Origin of the sequence: Hoeflea sp. AS60 (assembly GCF_038900115.1) — a bacterium.
Classification (GTDB): domain Bacteria; phylum Pseudomonadota; class Alphaproteobacteria; order Rhizobiales; family Rhizobiaceae; genus Hoeflea.
On record NZ_JBBMQP010000001.1, the window covers coordinates 2,071,535 to 2,087,879 of the forward strand.

17 protein-coding genes are annotated in these 16,345 nt (G+C 59.5%); 10 read left to right on the forward strand and 7 right to left on the reverse strand.

The window, feature by feature from the left end; translation table 11 throughout:
- Window positions 1–6: 6 nt before the first annotated feature.
- The 3 genes from WNZ14_RS09535 to WNZ14_RS09545 form a co-directional block, all read right to left on the reverse strand.
- On the reverse strand, window positions 7–792 hold the full coding sequence (locus tag WNZ14_RS09535) for a (Fe-S)-binding protein (protein ID WP_342868326.1): 786 nt from the start codon (window positions 790–792) through the stop codon (window positions 7–9).
- On the reverse strand, window positions 789–1,616 hold the full coding sequence (locus WNZ14_RS09540; RefSeq protein ID WP_342868327.1) for an FCD domain-containing protein: 828 nt from the start codon (window positions 1,614–1,616) through the stop codon (window positions 789–791). The genes WNZ14_RS09535 and WNZ14_RS09540 overlap by 4 nt, the downstream gene beginning before the upstream one ends.
- 246 nt (window positions 1,617–1,862) lie before the next feature.
- The gene (locus WNZ14_RS09545; RefSeq protein WP_342868328.1) at window positions 1,863–2,774 is read right to left on the reverse strand and encodes a LysR family transcriptional regulator; all 912 of its coding nucleotides are present in this window, start codon (window positions 2,772–2,774) and stop codon (window positions 1,863–1,865) included.
- Between the two features lie 233 nt (window positions 2,775–3,007).
- On the opposite strand from WNZ14_RS09545, the gene WNZ14_RS09550 reads away from it, so the two are divergent.
- The 3 genes from WNZ14_RS09550 to glcF all read left to right on the forward strand — a co-directional run bounded on the left by WNZ14_RS09550 (window position 3,008) and on the right by glcF (window position 7,106).
- Complete coding sequence (locus WNZ14_RS09550; protein WP_342868329.1) at window positions 3,008–4,492, forward strand: FAD-linked oxidase C-terminal domain-containing protein; 1,485 nt, start codon at window positions 3,008–3,010, stop codon at window positions 4,490–4,492.
- On the forward strand, window positions 4,489–5,706 hold the full coding sequence (gene glcE / locus WNZ14_RS09555; RefSeq protein ID WP_342868330.1) for a glycolate oxidase subunit GlcE: 1,218 nt from the start codon (window positions 4,489–4,491) through the stop codon (window positions 5,704–5,706). The genes WNZ14_RS09550 and glcE overlap by 4 nt, the downstream gene beginning before the upstream one ends.
- A gap of 65 nt (window positions 5,707–5,771) precedes the next feature.
- Entirely contained in the window at window positions 5,772–7,106 is a 1,335-nt protein-coding gene (glcF, locus tag WNZ14_RS09560) for a glycolate oxidase subunit GlcF (RefSeq protein ID WP_342868331.1), read from the forward strand.
- 92 nt (window positions 7,107–7,198) lie between these two features.
- Here glcF and WNZ14_RS09565 read toward each other — a convergent pair whose 3' ends face one another.
- Together WNZ14_RS09565 and WNZ14_RS09570 are read right to left on the reverse strand one after the other, a co-directional pair.
- Window positions 7,199–7,819, reverse strand: coding sequence for a L,D-transpeptidase (locus tag WNZ14_RS09565; RefSeq protein WP_342868556.1), 621 nt, complete (start codon window positions 7,817–7,819; stop codon window positions 7,199–7,201).
- Window positions 7,820–8,085: 266 nt separating this feature from the next.
- The gene (locus tag WNZ14_RS09570; protein ID WP_342868332.1) at window positions 8,086–8,877 is read right to left on the reverse strand and encodes a L,D-transpeptidase; all 792 of its coding nucleotides are present in this window, start codon (window positions 8,875–8,877) and stop codon (window positions 8,086–8,088) included.
- Between the two features lie 237 nt (window positions 8,878–9,114).
- Between WNZ14_RS09570 and WNZ14_RS09575 the strand changes: the two genes are divergently transcribed.
- Both WNZ14_RS09575 and WNZ14_RS09580 read left to right on the forward strand, forming a co-directional pair.
- Window positions 9,115–9,750, forward strand: coding sequence for a DNA-3-methyladenine glycosylase I (locus WNZ14_RS09575; protein WP_342868333.1), 636 nt, complete (start codon window positions 9,115–9,117; stop codon window positions 9,748–9,750).
- Entirely contained in the window at window positions 9,747–10,100 is a 354-nt protein-coding gene (locus WNZ14_RS09580) for a DUF1801 domain-containing protein (RefSeq protein ID WP_342868334.1), read from the forward strand. The genes WNZ14_RS09575 and WNZ14_RS09580 overlap by 4 nt, the downstream gene beginning before the upstream one ends.
- A gap of 2 nt (window positions 10,101–10,102) precedes the next feature.
- Here WNZ14_RS09580 and WNZ14_RS09585 read toward each other — a convergent pair whose 3' ends face one another.
- The gene (locus tag WNZ14_RS09585; RefSeq protein WP_342868335.1) at window positions 10,103–10,648 is read right to left on the reverse strand and encodes a DMT family transporter; all 546 of its coding nucleotides are present in this window, start codon (window positions 10,646–10,648) and stop codon (window positions 10,103–10,105) included.
- A gap of 26 nt (window positions 10,649–10,674) precedes the next feature.
- Window positions 10,675–10,878: a hypothetical protein gene (locus WNZ14_RS09590; RefSeq protein ID WP_342868336.1), complete on the reverse strand. Its 204-nt coding sequence runs from the start codon at window positions 10,876–10,878 to the stop codon at window positions 10,675–10,677.
- Window positions 10,879–11,131: 253 nt separating this feature from the next.
- Here WNZ14_RS09590 and WNZ14_RS09595 point away from each other — a divergent pair, with 253 nt between their 5' ends.
- The 5 genes from WNZ14_RS09595 (at window position 11,132) to hisG (ending at window position 16,042) form a co-directional block, all read left to right on the forward strand.
- Window positions 11,132–11,788: a hypothetical protein gene (locus tag WNZ14_RS09595; protein WP_342868337.1), complete on the forward strand. Its 657-nt coding sequence runs from the start codon at window positions 11,132–11,134 to the stop codon at window positions 11,786–11,788.
- Window positions 11,789–11,998: 210 nt separating this feature from the next.
- Window positions 11,999–12,445: a BA14K family protein gene (locus WNZ14_RS09600; RefSeq protein ID WP_342868338.1), complete on the forward strand. Its 447-nt coding sequence runs from the start codon at window positions 11,999–12,001 to the stop codon at window positions 12,443–12,445.
- A 130-nt stretch (window positions 12,446–12,575) separates the two neighbouring features.
- Window positions 12,576–14,219: a histidine--tRNA ligase gene (hisS, locus tag WNZ14_RS09605; protein ID WP_342868339.1), complete on the forward strand. Its 1,644-nt coding sequence runs from the start codon at window positions 12,576–12,578 to the stop codon at window positions 14,217–14,219.
- 9 nt (window positions 14,220–14,228) lie between these two features.
- The gene (locus WNZ14_RS09610; protein WP_342868340.1) at window positions 14,229–15,350 is read left to right on the forward strand and encodes an ATP phosphoribosyltransferase regulatory subunit; all 1,122 of its coding nucleotides are present in this window, start codon (window positions 14,229–14,231) and stop codon (window positions 15,348–15,350) included.
- Window positions 15,347–16,042, forward strand: coding sequence for an ATP phosphoribosyltransferase (hisG, locus tag WNZ14_RS09615; protein ID WP_342868341.1), 696 nt, complete (start codon window positions 15,347–15,349; stop codon window positions 16,040–16,042). The genes WNZ14_RS09610 and hisG overlap by 4 nt, the downstream gene beginning before the upstream one ends.
- Window positions 16,043–16,345: the final 303 nt, after the last annotated feature.

Here is a 16,345-nt window from a genome sequence, read left to right on the forward strand (position 1 = left end):
TTCCGCCTATTTGCCGGAGCCGGCGATCGGCGGCTGGCTGGTCATCCCGGCGAGCACCTCGGCGACATGGCGAACCTCGACGTCTGATCCCTGGCGCTTGAGTTTGCCGGCCATGTTCATCAGGCAACCAAGATCGCCAGCCAGCAGCATGTCAGCGCCGGACGTATCTATGTTGCCGACCTTCTTCGTCACGATGGCGTTGGAGATCTCCGAGTACTTCACGCAGAAGGTGCCACCAAACCCGCAACAGACATCCGAATCCTTCATTTCGTGAACTTCAACGCCGCTGACATTGCCCAGCAGCTTGCGCGGCTGCTCTTTGATACCAAGCTCGCGCAAGCCCGAACAGGAATCGTGATAGGTGATCTTGGCTTCGAGCGCTGCTCCGGTGCTGCGCACCATCATCACGTCGGTCAGAAACGAAATCAGCTCGTGGCATTTGCTGGAAAACGCCTTGGCCCGGTCTTCCCAGGCCGCGTCACCCTCAAACAGGCCGGGATAGTGCTTCCGCAGCATCGAGGCACATGAGCCGGACGGCGCGACGATGAAGTCAAACCCCTCGAACGCTTCGATCACCTGTTCGGCGATCTCGCGTGTGTCTGCCCTGTCGCCGGTGTTGTAGGCGGGCTGCCCGCAACAGGTCTGTGCCACCGGCACATGCACCTCACATCCGGCATCTTGCAGCAGCTTGACGCTGGCAAAACCGACCGATGGCCGGAAGAGATCGACCAGGCAGGTCGCAAAAAGTCCCACACGCGGCTGCCGGGCAGCCTTCGTTTCGCTTGACGTCACTCTGCCGCCTCCGATTGTTTCTGTTTGGTTGTTTTGGTGGCATGCGAGAGCTCGGGCGCGCGCTGTTGCAAACGCAGTTTTGACACCCGCTCCCAGTCGCCCGAGCGCTCCGCGTCTTTCATTGCCCTTGAGACAAAGTCGATATGGGCCTGGGCAGCGCGCCGCGCCGCGTCAGGGTTGGCGGCCATGACCGCTTCGTAGATGGCAACATGTTGCGCCAGCAACTGGTCGCGCGCGCCGGGCAGATTGTAGACCAGCGCACGATTGTAGAACACGCCCTCAGCCAGCAGCCTGTAGCAGGACCTGAGCGTATGCAGCAGAATGATGTTGTGTGCACATTCGCCTATGGCGTTGTGGAACTCGACATCAATTTCCGCTTCTTCCTCGAAGTCGTCCTTCTGGTGAGCGGCCTTCATCGACGTGATGATGCGGGTCAGAAGAGACTTGTCGTCATCAGTGGCCCGCCGCGCCGCAAACTCGGCGGCAATGCCTTCGATTTCGCGTCGGTATTCGAGATAATCCAGCGTCGCTTTCTGATGTCGTGCGATCAGCTCCATCACCGGCCGGGTGAACACCTGACCGATGACGTCGGCAACAAAGGTTCCTCCGCCATGCTGCGTGTTGAGCAGGCCACGGCCCTCGAGAACCTTGAGTGCTTCGCGCAGGATCGGTCGGGAGACATCGAACTGCTTGGCCAGTTCGCGCTCGCCCGGAAGCCGGTCGCCAACCCGCAAAATGCCCTCGAGCACAAGGATCTCTATCTGATGAACCACTTCATCAGCTGTTCGGCTGTGCTCTATCCGTGCAAATATGTCCGTGGCCATTGCCGCTTCCCGCTGAGTGCTGAAATAAAGAGTATCAAGGGTCGGGAAAGGTGGTCAATATTTTTATCCACTTTGCGGCAAGTTTCGTGCTGCTGCAGGGTTTATACGCCCCTTCACGCCATCTGTATCTCTTGCCCGTCGACTGCGTGTAAACGTCTGTCGTGTCTGTTCCCTTCGACGGTCCTTACGTTTCTGGCTGACTGCCCCGATGCCGCAGGATGAAGCCAGAAGGTTGCGACTTGGCGCTCACCCCTGGGTTTCCTGAGAGTCCCAGTATGGCGTCGGGCCATAAAGTTCAGCCAGATAATCGATGAACAGGCGAACCTTGGCAGGAAGAAACCGGCGGCTGGCGTAAACAGCATGAATAGCCACATTGCGCGAGCCTTCATAGGCGGGAAGCACCTGAACCAGCCTTCCATTGCTCAGTTCAGTGCCGATGTCCCATGTCGATCGCAGCGCTATACCGATGCCGCCGATGACTGCTTCGCGAACCACTTCGCTTGAATTGGTTTGCAGCGGCCCGAGCGGACGGTGAATCATCTGGCCGTGCGGGCCTTCAAGCTTCCACGAGTCATTGTTGTGTGGCGCCAGGCAGATGTGGCGGTCAAGATCTGCGATACTCTCCGGTTTCCCGTGGCGCTTCAGATAATCCGGCGAAGCCACCAAAACACGACGAACAGGCGCTAGTTTTCTAGCCACCAGGCTGGAATCACTTAATTCGGCGATCCGTATGGCGAGATCGTAGCCATCTCCGACAATATCGACGAATTCATCACGCAACATCAGATTGACGCCGAGATCCGGATTTGCCTGCATGAAGGTGTTGATGTGCGGTGCGATGTGCATGCGTCCGAAGGAGGTGGGTGCCGACACTTTCAGCACACCATGCGCCAGCGCTGAGCGGCGAGAAACAAATGCCTCCGCCTCTTCAATGCCGGCGAGGATCGCCACAACACGCTCGTAAAAGCCTTGCCCGGCCTCGGTTAGGGAGATCTGCCGGGTCGTGCGCTGCATGAGTCGCGTCCCGAGCCGATCTTCGAGCCGCCGAAGCCGCTTTGACACCACTGCAGGAGACAACCCCAACTCGCGACCGGCAGCAGACATGGATCCTGCTGACACGACGCGGGCAAAAATCTCCAAGTCCCCCAAGTTGTTCATGCTGGGTCTTCTCTCCCTTGGCCGATAGGCTTATCTTCTATACGCAGGCAATGTCGCTGCGGATCATATTTGCTGAATCTGGCTGTAAGGTCCAACGCACCAAGTCCGGGATGTTTCCATGTGGCCATCTGAGCGGCATTGCCGAACACAAGATTGAGTGGTAAATAAAAAATACCAGTTTCGACGTAGTCGACGTGCTACTGTTGCGATTTCGAGATGCGAGGGAGGAAGCCATGTCGGATTTGATTGCGTTTTTGGAGCCTGATCGTGCGGTGATGGATCGCCGTCCTGCAATCATTGCCGAGCTTGCCCGATTGTTGCCGGAAAGCTGCCTGATCACCGAAGAGCGGGAACTTGTACCGTTTGATACGGATGCCTTTGTATCCTACCGGCGTATGCCGCTGGCTGTTGTTTTGCCCGAGACCACTGCGCAGGTCGCAGCCGTTCTCAAATACTGCAACGACAACGCCATTCCGGTCATACCGCGTGGTGCAGGTACATCCCTCTCCGGTGGCGCGATCCCGCAGGAAGATGCCATTGTCATTGGCGTTTCCAAGATGAACCGGATCATCGAGGTCGATTTCCCAAACCGCGCGGCTGTTGTTCAGGCAGGCGTGACCAATATTTCGATCAGCCAGGCGGTTGAGGCGGATGGCTTCTTCTATGCCCCTGATCCCAGCTCGCAACTTGCCTGCACCATTGGCGGCAATATCGGCATGAACTCGGGTGGCGCGCATTGCCTGAAATACGGCGTGACCACCAACAATCTGCTGGGCGTCAAGATGGTCATGTTCGATGGCTCCATCGTCGAAATCGGCGGCAAGGCGCTAGATGCTGCGGGCTATGATCTACTCGGTCTGATCTGCGGCTCGGAGGGACAATTGGGCATCGTCACCGAGGCAACAGTCAGGCTGATTGCGAAACCTGAGGGTGCGCGCCCGGTTCTGTTCGGCTTTGAAAGTTCTGTTGCCGCCGGATCGTGTGTCACCGATATCATCGGATCGGGCATCATTCCTGTCGCCATCGAGTTCATGGACAAGCCGGCAATCGAGATCTGCGAAGCCTTTGCCCAGGCTGGTTACCCCATGGATGTCGAAGCCTTGCTCATTGTCGAGGTTGAGGGATCCGATGCAGAGATGGATGCCATGCTTGAACGCATCATCGAGATCGCGCGCAAGCACGGCGTCAAGACCATCAGGGAAAGCCAGTCCGCAACCGAAGCAGCGCTGATCTGGAAGGGGCGCAAATCGGCCTTCGGTGCCACCGGGCGCATTGCTGATTACATATGCATGGATGGCACAGTGCCGCTCGGGCAATTGTCCTATGTGCTCGAAAAAACCAGCGAGATTATCAATCGCTACGGATTGCGCGTCGCCAACGTGTTTCATGCCGGTGACGGCAACATGCACCCGCTCATTCTTTTCGATGCCAACGATCCTGGGGAAAGTCTCAAAGCGGAGATGGCCGGCAACGACATTCTCAAGCTCTGCGTCGACGCTGGCGGGTGCCTGACCGGCGAGCATGGCGTTGGCATCGAAAAACGGGATCTGATGCGGCATCAGTATTCTGATGCGGATCTTGCCCAGCAGATGCGGGTGCGCGCCGCCTTCGATCCGAAATGGATCCTCAACCCGTCCAAGGTGTTTCCGCTGGATCGCCGAAACGGCAGTCAACCAGGCAACCAGAGTGCGGGTGATGAAGGCAGGACAGCAGCATGAGTGCGGCGGATATCCAGTATCCCGAAACTGAAGACGAAGTCGCACGTATTGTCACTGACGCAAACGCGGCCAAACGGTCGATAGAGGTCAGGGGCGGTGGCACCAAGCTGGGCCTTGGACGACCGGTGCAATCCGCCTCGACGCTGTCGGTGGCAAAGCTCACCGGGATCACCAATTACGATCCGTCCGAACTGGTGATGGCGGCACGCGCCGGCACGCCGCTTTCCGAGATCGAAGCGGCACTGGCTGCCAACAACCAGATGCTGACCTTTGAGCCGATGGATCATCGCCCGCTTCTGGGCGCAACGGGTGAGCCGACAATCGGCGGCGTCTTTGCAGGAAACGTTTCCGGTCCGCGGCGTATTTTGGCGGGCGCTGCGCGCGACAATCTGCTCGGTGTCCGCTTCGTCAACGGATCCGGCGAGATCGTCAAAAGCGGCGGGCGGGTGATGAAGAATGTCACCGGGCTGGATCTCGTCAAGTTGCTGGCCGGTTCCTGGGGTACGCTGGGTGTGATGTGCGAAGTCATCTTCAAGGTGCTGCCGAGACCGGAAACTGCCGTTACCGTCGCTGTCGCCGGGCTCAATGATGCGCAAGCCGCCGAAGCCATGGCTGCAGCACTGGCAATGTCGGTTGAAGTGTCCGGGGCAGCGCATCTGCCGGAAAGCGTCATTCACAAGTTCGCGGGTGGCGGCCTCAAGGGTGGACCGGCAACCGTTCTAAGGCTTGAGGGGCTCGCGCCTTCTGTTGAGGTGCGCACCGAGAAGCTGATCGCGGAAATGAGCCGCCGTGGTGCGGTTTCCGTGCTTGAAGGTGAAGTGTCAGTCGATCTCTGGCGCGATGTTCGCGATGTGGCCCCCTTCGCCGACGGAACCATGAAACCCGTCTGGCGCGTATCCGTGGCACCCTCCGCAGGGCATCAGCTGGTTGCCGCATTGCGGCTCAAGACCGGCGTCGACGCCTTTTATGACTGGCAGGGTGGTCTGGTCTGGTTGCGCATGGAAGCCGATCCGGAAGCTGATCTTGTGCGCCAATACATCAAGGTGCTTGGTGGTGGCCACGCGACGCTGGTGCGGGCCGATGCCGCAACGCGCGCGTCAGTCCCCGTGTTCGAGCCGCAGCCCAAACCGCTGGAAGCCCTGGCGCGCCGCATCAAGGACCAGTTCGACCCCAAAGGCGTGCTCAACCCCGGACGGATGACCGAAACCATGTGAACAGGTTTTGGGCCTGCCTTTCCCGGATAGGCGGCAGACTGACATACACTTGAGGAATTCTCGACATGCAGACCAATTTCACCGCCGAGCAACTCACCGATCCCGGTGTCGCCGAATCCGAAAAGATCCTCAGGAAATGCGTGCATTGCGGCTTCTGCACGGCCACGTGCCCGACCTATGTGACCCTCGGCAACGAGCTCGACAGCCCGCGCGGCCGGATCTACCTCATCAAGGACATGCTGGAGAACAACCGCCCGGCAGATAAGCAGGTTGTGACCCACATCGACCGCTGCCTCTCATGCCTTGCCTGCATGACCACCTGTCCGTCCGGCGTCAACTACATGCATTTGGTCGATCATGCCCGCGCCCATATAGAGAAGACCTACAAGCGGCCCTTGATGAACCGCATCACCCGCGGGCTGCTGGCTATGGTGCTTCCATATCCGGGGCGCTTCCGAGCCTCGCTCTATGCTGCACGGCTTGGCCGGCCCTTCGCACCTTTGTTCCGGGCATTGCCGGGCATGAAGCCGATGGCCGCGATGCTGGAGCTGGCTCCGGCGTCAGTCCCGGAACCCTCGAAATTCGCCAGGCCCGCAACACATGCCGGCGTGGGCGCGAAACGCGGCCGCGTCGCCATCCTCACCGGCTGCGCGCAACCGGTGCTCAAGCCTGGCATCAACGAGGCGACCATCCGGTTGTTGAACCGCGTCGGCATTGAGGTGGTAGTGCCCGAAGGCGAGGGCTGTTGCGGCGCGCTCGTGCACCATATGGGCCGTGAGCATGATGCGCTGGATGCGGCACGCAAGAATGTCGACGCCTGGACGCGGGCAATCGACAATGGCGGCCTCGACGCCATCATCATCACGGCCTCGGGCTGCGGCACCACCATCAAGGATTATGGCTACATGCTGCGCGAGGATAGCGCCTATGCCGAGAAGGCCGCGCGTATTTCGGCACTCGCCAAGGATGTCACCGAATATCTCGCAGGCATCGAAATGCCGGAACCGGTAAACGGCGCAAATCTGGTTGTAGCCTATCACTCGGCCTGTTCCATGCAGCACGGTCAGAAGATCACCGTTCAGCCCAAGGCGCTGCTCAAGGCTGCCGGTTTCACCGTCAAGGATCCGCCCGAAGGTCACCTGTGCTGCGGTTCGGCCGGCACTTACAACATCATGCAGCCCGAAATCGCCCGGACGCTGCGCGACCGCAAGGTCAGGAACATCGAGCGGACAAAGCCGGATCTGATCGCCACCGGCAACATTGGTTGCATGACCCAGATCGCCGGCGGGACAGATATTCCGATCATCCACACGGTGGAATTGCTCGATTGGATCTATGGCGGCGAGAAGCCTGCAGGCCTGCCCGTGGCCAAGACCGCAAAAATGGAAGCGGCGGAATAGGGTTTTCGGCCAAGGTTCTTTCAATCAGAAAAAAGGCGGGATCCGGAAGATGCCGCCTCTTTGTTGAGCTGTGATTTTCGTTCGAACCGGCCTCAGCCGCCGCCGAACAAAGTGCCGAGGAAATCCATGCCCCGATCGGTGTAAACCCTCTCGGCGCCCTTTCCGTTGGGGCCGATGACAATCACCTTGGAGCCGACATCAGCGCGGCTGTAGAGGTGCTCGACATCCTTGTTCATCATCCGGATGCAGCCCGATGACATGTTCTGGCCGATGGTCCATGGCTGATTGGTGCCGTGGATACGGAAGATGGTATCGCGTCCGCCCTTGTAGAGATACATGGCGCGAGCCCCGAGCGGGTTGTTCGGCCCGCCTTTCACATAGGTGGGAATATTCCGGCCTTTGCGGCGTTCGCGCGCGATCATGGTGGCCGGTGGCCGCCAGTCTGGCCATTCGGCTTTCCGCCCCACCTTCACTGTCCCCGACCAGCCGAAGCCCTCGCGACCGACGCCGACGCCATAGCGCGTGGCGCGGTCCTTGCCCTCGACATAGTAGAGATATTTCGTGCTGGTATCGATGATGATGGTGCCGGGCTTCTCGTCAGTCTTGAGCCTGACTTTCTTCCGCATGAACTCCGGCTTTGGTTTTTTCGATTGTGCGACTTTCACAACCGGCATTGCTGTCTCTGTGACAGCCGGTGCGGCCGAACGCGGCATCGCCGATGCATCCGTCAGTGCAGGCGCAAGCAAGAGCGCAAGTCCGCTGGCGGCAACGACAGCGAATCGCGTTGAAATTCGTTTAAGTGTCATGGGTTCCCCTCGTTCTTTTTCTGGCAGCCAATATCAAGGGTACCATCGATTTCCCGCTGATCAAGCTTGTCCTAAAGTTAAACTGAGTTCGGTTTGTTGATCAGAGCACTAAAAAGCCCGGCGCAGACGTGGAGCCGGCCGGGCTTGTTATGTGGCTGCAAGTCAACCTGTGATTACATTACGATAACCTTGGCGCCTACTTGTGCGCGCTCGTAAAGCTCGGTCACATCCTCGTTCCGCATCCGGATACAGCCGGACGAAACAGCCTTGCCGATGGTCCAGGGCTGGTTGGTGCCGTGAATCCGGTAGAGCGTGGAGCCGAGATAAAGCGCCCGCGCGCCGAGCGGGTTTTCGGGCCCGCCGACCATGTGAACCGGCAGGATTCGGCCTTCCTTCTCGCGCACGCGTTTGATCATCTCTGCCGGCGGACGCCAGTCCGGCCATTCGGCCTTGCGGGAGATTTTCTCTGTGCCGCTCCAGGCATGGCCTTCCTTGCCAACGCCAACGCCGTAGCGGCGAGCCTGGCCATCGCTCAGGACGAAATACAGGTAGCGTTCGCTGGTGTTGATGATGATCGTTCCCGGCTTCTGGTTGCCGTCATAGAACACAGTCTGCGGCAGGAACCGCTCATCGAGCTGCCTGCTGGGCGCTGGTTTCACCCGCGGTGCGGCCAGCGATACATTTGTCACCTGGCGGGTTTGAGAACGCGTCAACTGGCGGGACTGGGAGCGCAGCATGCGCGGCTGTGCAGCAACGGAGCGCACGGTGCGTGGCTGTGTCCGGTAGACAACACCGCCGCGCGGCGCGGCCTGGCCGCTGAGTTGCATGACCCAGGGGGCGGAGAGATCCGGGCTCAGCACCACGGGTGGGAGCTGCCCGTAACGGTCACCGGCAACGGCCGGATTGGAAAATGCGGCGAGGCTCAACGCCACGCCTGACATGAGAAGGAGAGCAAGTTGTTTCATCGGACGCACCAAATACCTTTCGTCTGATCACGACAGATCTGTCGCCGGACTACGCCGATGGATCTGTCTTCCTGCATCCATGCTGGGGCAGCGGTGGAATCAATTGGTGAATCCGCATCAATAAAAAGCCGGTTTGAGCGGAAAGCTCTTCTTAGGGTTATCGCTGTCTTGCCAAACGCGGTGAACGTCCGCTTAATTGGCCGCGATTCCCGATTAACCATGACGACGAGCGGTTCCATGGCGCATGACAACGGCCTGATCACCGGCGATGACGGCCACACGCGCTGCTTCTGGCCAGGCACTCTTCCCGACTATCTGGCCTATCATGACGCCGAATGGGGCCGGCCGGTGACGGACGACATCCGGCTGTTCGAGAAGATCTGCCTCGAAGGATTTCAGTCTGGCCTGTCCTGGCTGACGATCCTGCGCAAACGCGAGAATTTCCGTGCCGGGTTTGCCGGTTTCGATTTTCGCAAGGTCGCACTTTTTGGTGACGTGGACATCGAGCGGCTGGTTGCCGACAAGGGTATCATCCGCCATCGCGGCAAGATTGTCTCGACCATCAACAATGCCAACCGCGCCATCGAGATGGTCGAAGAGTTCGGCTCGCTTGCAGCCTATTTCTGGCGCCACGAACCGGGTCCGGATGAGCGGCCCGAAACGGTAGACTACGATACCCTGAGGGCAAATCCGACCACTGCGGTCTCCACCCGCATCTCCAAGGATCTCAAGAAACGCGGCTGGAGCTTTGTTGGCCCGACGACAGTCTACGCCTTCATGCAGGCCATGGGGCTGGTCAATGATCACCTTGAGGGTTGCTGTTGCCGGCAAGAGGTAGAGACCTTGCGCAATGCTCTGGTACGACCGGCATGACGCCCGAGAACCTCAAGGCGCTGATCCATGAGGTTGCGGCAGGGACGCCGGAGATCGGCCCGCTCGAGGAAAGCCTCAAATGGGGCGAGCAGAGTTTCACACCGCAAAAGCGCAACATTGGCAGTTCGGTGAGAATCCAGCCGCGCGGGGACGGTGGTGCGGCCCTGATGTTCATCTGCCATACCAATCTGGTCGAGGAGTTTCGCGCACTCTATCCGGATGCGCTGACATACGAAGGCAACCGGGCGATCGTTCTGGATTCGGGCAACACGGTTGACCACGATGCGCTGTCGCATTGCATCGGTCTGGCGCTCACCTACAAGCTGCGCAAGAAGCGCAAATCGAACTGAGATCAGATCCGCCGCTGCTTGGCCGTGATCGCCAGGGCCACGCCGCCAAGAATAAGCAGTGACGAAACAATCAGCCTGAGCGTCCAGTCCTCACCTAGCAACAGTGTTCCCCCGGTTGCCGCAATAACCGGCACCGTCAGCTGCACGATCGCGCCCTGGGTTGCGCCGATCTGCCTGAGCACCCGGTACCAGAGCGCATAGCCAAGGCCGGAGGTGACAGCGCCCGAGACGACGGCCAGCAGGAGCCCCCTTGAACTGGCGTGCATTGGCATCTGTAAAATGAAGACCAGGCCAACCAGCGCCGCCACAAACGCCACCGAGCGCAGGAAATTGTCAGCCGTCGCCTTCAGCGGATCAGGCAAACCACGACCGCGAAGTGAATAGATGCCCCACGCGAACCCCGACAAGGCCATCAGCGCTGCCGCGAACGGATCGGGCGCCGACAGGCCGGGCGAAACCAGCCAGATGAAGGCGCCGAATGCGACGATCAGGCCGAGCCATTCAAGTGGGGAAGGCCGGTCGCCCTCTTTCAGGCCCCATCCAATCATCGTGGCCTGCACGCAGGCAAACAGGATCAGCGCGCCAGCGCCGATGTCCAGGAACCTGACCGTGGTAGCGCGCTGCCACCACGCCGGTCGGTGAGCGCCACGAGTGCTGCCAGCATGATCGCGCCACTGACCAGCCGCACCGCCGAGTAGCTTGCAGCATCGATAAGCGGCGTCTCGCCGGATCCGATCGCCATCCGTCCAAGCACCGAATTGGCGGCGAACGCGATCATGGTCAGAATTGTGATCAGAACCAGGCGCAAAACAGGACCGCTTTCTTAAAATGGGGCGGGGAGGGCGAAGACACTACCTATCGCCCGCTTGACGCCGCCTGTCGATCACGGCTGTCGATTTCCACAGTCTCGCCACTGCAATGGCGGGGCAAATTCTTCTGAACGTGATGTGAACCAACCGGTCAGCGGGCGTTCAACCTTGGCGCGATAGCTGTCTTTCATTGAATGAAACCAACATTGAAAAGGGAAGACAATGTCCAAGACAAAAATCATTTCATCCGCCATTCTCGCCACAGCTGTTCTTGCGACAGGTCTGGCCTTGCCAACTGCCGCTTCGGCCAAGGACTGGGTCGAGAAGGTAGAGGTCACCCGCGACGGGATCGACTTCAAACCAATCGAGGTCTCGGCCAACAAGAATGGCTACACTGGCATCAAGTCCAAGAACCACAAATTCCTTCTGGGTCTCTATGCGCGTGCCACCAGTGGCGAGCGCATCGTCGCCATGAAGGTCGGCGCGTCCGGAGGTGTGAAGTATTTCGAAAGCGACGACAATCGGTGGACCCAGGATTTCTCCAACCGCGATGTCGGTGCCGGCAGCAAGAGGACTGTATCGATCCATTACGATGCGACATTGCCAATCAACAAGATCTACTGGTTCGGCCCCAATCCGAAACAGGCCTGCGATATCAATCTCAAGAGAATGATGCAGAAGGGTGCCAAAAAGCACCAGGTGCTTAATCAGCCGCAGGAGATCAGGGCATATGCCTATTTCGAGCTCGACGCAGTGGCGGCGCGCAAGAACAAGGCCGCAAAAGGCTGGAACATGTACAACACCACCAATCAGCGGGATGGCTACAATTACGAGGTCCGCGTGATCTGCAATGCATCCGGCGCCAAGGTCGGCAGCTGAGTGCGGGTCGAAGGTAATCTCGAAGTGCGAAATCCCACAACCGGCGCGCTCCGTGCGCGCCGGTTGTGGGCGTCATGCTTCAGCAGGAATGCAAGAAATGACTCATTTGGATAGGATTGTTCCAGTCAACGTCAGTTGACCGGAACCAAAAAACGCTCACAGCGTTACATAAGTGAAGGGACAATTCTGACCCAACATGAGGATTGCGGAATGCTGAAGATACTTATGAAGAGCATGATATCGGCCTCTTTCTGCCTTGCGGCGCTTGTGCCTGCAGGTGCTGAGCCACTGGACGTCCCCAACCAGGGCATCGGGGTTCACGGCGGATACTATCAGGATGATGTCCGCCACAACAGACGCGGCTTTTACCACCACAACAAGCGTGGCTATTACAACGGCCATCGTGGCTATCGCCAGCAGCGCCGCGGCTATCGCGAGTACAACGGCTATTGGTTCCCACCATCAGCCTTTTCCTTCGGTGTCATCATCGGCGGACAGAACCGCGGCTTTTCCAACGTGCGCCCGGGCTACACCAACCCGCAGCATGTGCGCTGGTGCGAGAGCCAATACCGCTCCTACCGTGCACGGGACAATTCGTTCCAGCCCTACCATGGCCCGCGTCGTCAATGCAGCTCGCCTTTCTATTCGGCGAGGTAACAGCCTCCAAGCCGTGGTCGAGCTGATTTTTCGCCTCGACCCAGGCTTGCCCCACCCAAGCCTTGCAGCAAAAGGGCCTGTCGGTTAGGAGAAGCGCAACAAACGTTTCTCTTTTCGCAGGCCCTTTTTCATGTCCGACAAGAAGCAAAAGAAGCCCCAGAAACTCAAGGCCCGTCTGGCGCGCGGTTTTCCCGACCGCTCGTCGTCCGATATCCGCGCGACCGATCAGATGATGGCCAAGATCAAGCTGGTCTATGAGCGCTTTGGCTTTGAGCCGGTGGAAACGCCCTTTGTCGAATACACCGATGCGCTGGGCAAGTTCCTGCCAGACCAGGACCGGCCCAACGAGGGCGTGTTCTCATTTCAGGATGATGACGATCAGTGGCTCTCGCTGCGCTATGACCTGACTGCGCCGCTTGCGCGTCACGTGGCGGAGAACTTCAACGACATCCAGCTGCCCTACCGCACCTATCGCGCCGGCTGGGTGTTCCGCAATGAAAAACCCGGTCCCGGCCGTTTCCGCCAGTTCATGCAATTCGACGCCGACATCGTCGGCGCGCCGGGCGTCCAGGCCGATGCTGAAATGTGCATGATGATGGCCGACACCATGGAAGCGCTGGGCATTGAGCGCGGCGACTATGTGATCCGGGTGAACAACCGCAAGGTGCTGGATGGTGTCATGGAAGCCATCGGCGTCACTGAGGCTTCCCAGAAGCTTGCAGTGCTGCGCGCCATCGATACGCTTGACAAATTTGGTACTAAGGGGGTGCTAGAGCGATTAGGAAAAGGTCGGTGGGATGGAGGCAGCGAAGGCGAGGGTGACTTCACGCCAGGCGCCGGGTTAAACGAAGAGCAGTCAGATCGCCTCATTAAATTCTTAACGATGCAGGCGGTAGAACAAGCGGGAGCGGAGCTATTTGCCTACAAGAAGCCTAACAAGAGCGACAGAGAAGTTAGTGATTTCGCTAATGATGTGCTCAGCTATTTCGCATCGAAATCTGATGTATGCAGCGAAGGTTTTGAAGAACTCCGCGCGATAGACGCACTCACTACTGCTGCCGGCTACGGTCAAGACCGCATCAAGATCGACACCTCCGTCGTCCGCGGCCTCGAATATTACACCGGCCCGGTCTTTGAAGCTGAACTCCTCTTCGACGTCACCAACGAGAAGGGCCAGAAGGTCCAGTTCGGCTCAGTCGGCGGCGGCGGTCGCTATGATGGCCTCGTGTCGCGCTTCATGGGCCAGCCTGTGCCCGCCACCGGATTTTCCATCGGTGTGTCGCGCCTGATGACGGCGCTCAAGAACCTCGGCAAGCTCTCGGGCGATGTGGCCAACGGCCCGATCCTCATTACCATCATGGACCGCGATCGCATCGGTGATTACGCCAAAATGGCGCAGGAACTGCGCGTTGCGCTCAACCCGCTCGATGAAAACAACCAGCCGCTCGGCCCGACCATTCCGGTCGAGCTGTTCCAGGGAAATCCCAAGGATTTCCCCAAGCAGCTGCGCTATGCCGACCGCCGCGGTTCACCCATCGCCATCATCCAGGGCGGCAATGAGAAGCAAGAGGGCAAGCTCATCGTCAAGGATCTGATCGAGGGCAAGCGCATCGCCGAAACCATCACTGACAACGCCGAATGGCGTGAAGCCAAGGCCGGCGAACACCTGGTCGATGAGGGCGATCTCGTTGTCACCGTCAAACGGATCCTGGCCGAACAGGCTTCTGATGCTGCAATTGACGCCGCCGTCGGCGCTGACGACCGGCAGGGCTGAGAGACCATCATGCTTCAAGTCGGACTTCCAGGCTTTGCCGGCGATCTCGCCCGTTCGCTTGATGCGTTGAATGCACCGCGTGTCGACATCCCGGTGATTCAGCCGGCCGAGCCGTTTCTGGACATGGCCGGGGAGGATCTGCGTCGCCGTATCTTCCTCACTGAAAGCGAGACCGGCGAGAGCCTTTGCCTCAGGCCGGAATTCACCATTCCGGTGTGCAGCGCCCACATTGCCGAGAACGTCGCCACGCCGCGCCGCTACTCCTATCTGGGTCAGGTGTTCCGCCAGCGCCGCGAGGGCGGCAACGAGTTTTTCCAGGCTGGCGTCGAGGATCTCGGCGAACCCGATGAAGCTGGCGCCGATGCTCGGGCTCTGTCGGAAGCCCGCGCACTGATCGCAGAGTTCGCGCCCGCTGCAAGCCTGTCGATCATCCTTGGCGACCAGGCGGTGTTCGAGGCCGTTGTCGCAGGCCTTGGTCTGCCCGCAGGCTGGCAAAAGCGGCTCATCCACGCCTTCGGCAACGAGCAGGCGCTCATCGCGATGATTGCCCGCCTGGCCAATCCGGATAGCGCCACTCAGCCCGATCCCTCCGTCGCAGGCTTTCTTGCCAATGGTGATGTTGATGGGCTTGAGGCCCATATTGAGGACGTCATGCAAGCCACCGGCTATTCGACAAATGCCAGCCGGTCGCCCGCCGAAATTGCCGCACGGTTGATTGACAAGCAGGCGCTCGACGCAACCCGGCTGTCTGCCGGATCGCTCGAGGCGCTGAAAGCGTTTCTCGCGCTTGATGTGCCCCTTGATCGTGCGGCCTCCAAGCTGGCTGATTTTGCCCGGGATGCCGGTCTTGATATCAGTGTCGCGCAGCAGGCTTTCGAAGCCCGGCTTAATGCCCTGGCCGAGCGCGGCGAGGATCTGTCTGTCATTCGCTGGCGTGCCGCCTTTGGCCGTCCACTCGATTACTATACGGGCCTCGTCTTCGAGATTTCCGCAAGCGATCACAATCTGGTTCTCGCCGGCGGTGGCCGCTATGACCGGATGATGACCTTGCTCGGCGCAAACGAGCCGATCCCCGCCGTCGGGTTCTCGCTGTGGCTGGACCGGATCGAAACCGTGAGGGCAGGCCGATGACATTGACTGTTGCGCTGCCATCCAAGGGCCGCATGAAAGACGACGCCATCGCCGTTTTCGCCCGTGCCGGGCTGACTGTTTCGGCCATCGGCAATGATCGCAGCTATCGCGGCCGTATCGAAGGCATTGAGGACGTCGAGGTGGCGTTCCTTTCTGCTTCCGAGATCGCACGGGAACTGGGCACCGGAGCGATGGATTTCGGTGTCACCGGCGAGGATCTGGTCCGTGAAAGCCTGGTACGCGCCGATGAGCGGGTGGAAATCACGGCAAGGCTCGGTTTCGGCAATGCCGATGTGGTCGTGGCCGTGCCGGACATCTGGAAGGATGTCGACAGCATGGCCGATCTTGGTGATGTGGCGGCTGATTTCCGGACCCGCCATGGCCGACGGCTGACCATTGCGACCAAATACTGGCGGCTGACCCAGAATTTCTTTTCCACTCGCCACGGTATCCAGCTCTACCGCATCGTGGAAAGTCTGGGCGCCACCGAAGGTGCACCGGCTTCAGGCGCTGCCGACATCATCGTTGACATCACCTCCACCGGCTCGACACTGACCGCCAATCATCTGCGTATCTTGTCAGATGGCGTGATCCTGAGGTCGGAAGCGTGCCTGGTGCGCTCTCGCAAAGCCGAGCACCAATCTGATCCGCGCGTCTCGGCCCTCATTGAGGCGGTTCGCTCCGCGAGCTGAACGCCTGGGATCTTTTGCATAGTCTGAAAAAGAAAAGGCCGCCTCACGAGGAGGCGGCCACGGCGACAGGGGATCGGGAGCCCTGTCAGCCAAGTCAGTCGCAGGATGTCAGATCGGGGGGAACTTTGCCTGCGACTTATTCAGGTTTACGCGGGTCGCGCTCTTTCGGATCACCCTCCCGGTTCCAGTTTCATAAAATATTTTTCACCGGCCCTCAGGGGGGCTTGTGTTCCTGCAGGGTTGAGGCAATGTGCTCACACCCGGGAAAGACCCGGCCTGAACGCGTCCTTCGCATCTCTGCGG

Excerpts from the sequence above, each read along its gene's own strand:
- WNZ14_RS09540 (WP_342868327.1), bottom strand. The coding sequence starts at position 1,616 with ATGGCCACGGACATATTTGCACGGATAGAGCACAGCCGAACAGCTGAT.
- WNZ14_RS09545 (WP_342868328.1), bottom strand. The coding sequence starts at position 2,774 with ATGAACAACTTGGGGGACTTGGAGATTTTTGCCCGCGTCGTGTCAGCA.
- WNZ14_RS09550 (WP_342868329.1), top strand. The coding sequence starts at position 3,008 with ATGTCGGATTTGATTGCGTTTTTGGAGCCTGATCGTGCGGTGATGGAT.
- glcE (WP_342868330.1), top strand. The coding sequence starts at position 4,489 with ATGAGTGCGGCGGATATCCAGTATCCCGAAACTGAAGACGAAGTCGCA.
- glcF (WP_342868331.1), top strand. The coding sequence starts at position 5,772 with ATGCAGACCAATTTCACCGCCGAGCAACTCACCGATCCCGGTGTCGCC.
- WNZ14_RS09565 (WP_342868556.1), bottom strand. The coding sequence starts at position 7,819 with ATGCCGCGTTCGGCCGCACCGGCTGTCACAGAGACAGCAATGCCGGTT.
- WNZ14_RS09570 (WP_342868332.1), bottom strand. The coding sequence starts at position 8,877 with ATGAAACAACTTGCTCTCCTTCTCATGTCAGGCGTGGCGTTGAGCCTC.
- WNZ14_RS09575 (WP_342868333.1), top strand. The coding sequence starts at position 9,115 with ATGGCGCATGACAACGGCCTGATCACCGGCGATGACGGCCACACGCGC.
- WNZ14_RS09580 (WP_342868334.1), top strand. The coding sequence starts at position 9,747 with ATGACGCCCGAGAACCTCAAGGCGCTGATCCATGAGGTTGCGGCAGGG.
- WNZ14_RS09585 (WP_342868335.1), bottom strand. The coding sequence starts at position 10,648 with ATGATTGGATGGGGCCTGAAAGAGGGCGACCGGCCTTCCCCACTTGAA.
- WNZ14_RS09590 (WP_342868336.1), bottom strand. The coding sequence starts at position 10,878 with ATGATCGCGTTCGCCGCCAATTCGGTGCTTGGACGGATGGCGATCGGA.
- WNZ14_RS09595 (WP_342868337.1), top strand. The coding sequence starts at position 11,132 with ATGTCCAAGACAAAAATCATTTCATCCGCCATTCTCGCCACAGCTGTT.
- WNZ14_RS09600 (WP_342868338.1), top strand. The coding sequence starts at position 11,999 with ATGCTGAAGATACTTATGAAGAGCATGATATCGGCCTCTTTCTGCCTT.
- hisS (WP_342868339.1), top strand. The coding sequence starts at position 12,576 with ATGTCCGACAAGAAGCAAAAGAAGCCCCAGAAACTCAAGGCCCGTCTG.
- WNZ14_RS09610 (WP_342868340.1), top strand. The coding sequence starts at position 14,229 with ATGCTTCAAGTCGGACTTCCAGGCTTTGCCGGCGATCTCGCCCGTTCG.
- hisG (WP_342868341.1), top strand. The coding sequence starts at position 15,347 with ATGACATTGACTGTTGCGCTGCCATCCAAGGGCCGCATGAAAGACGAC.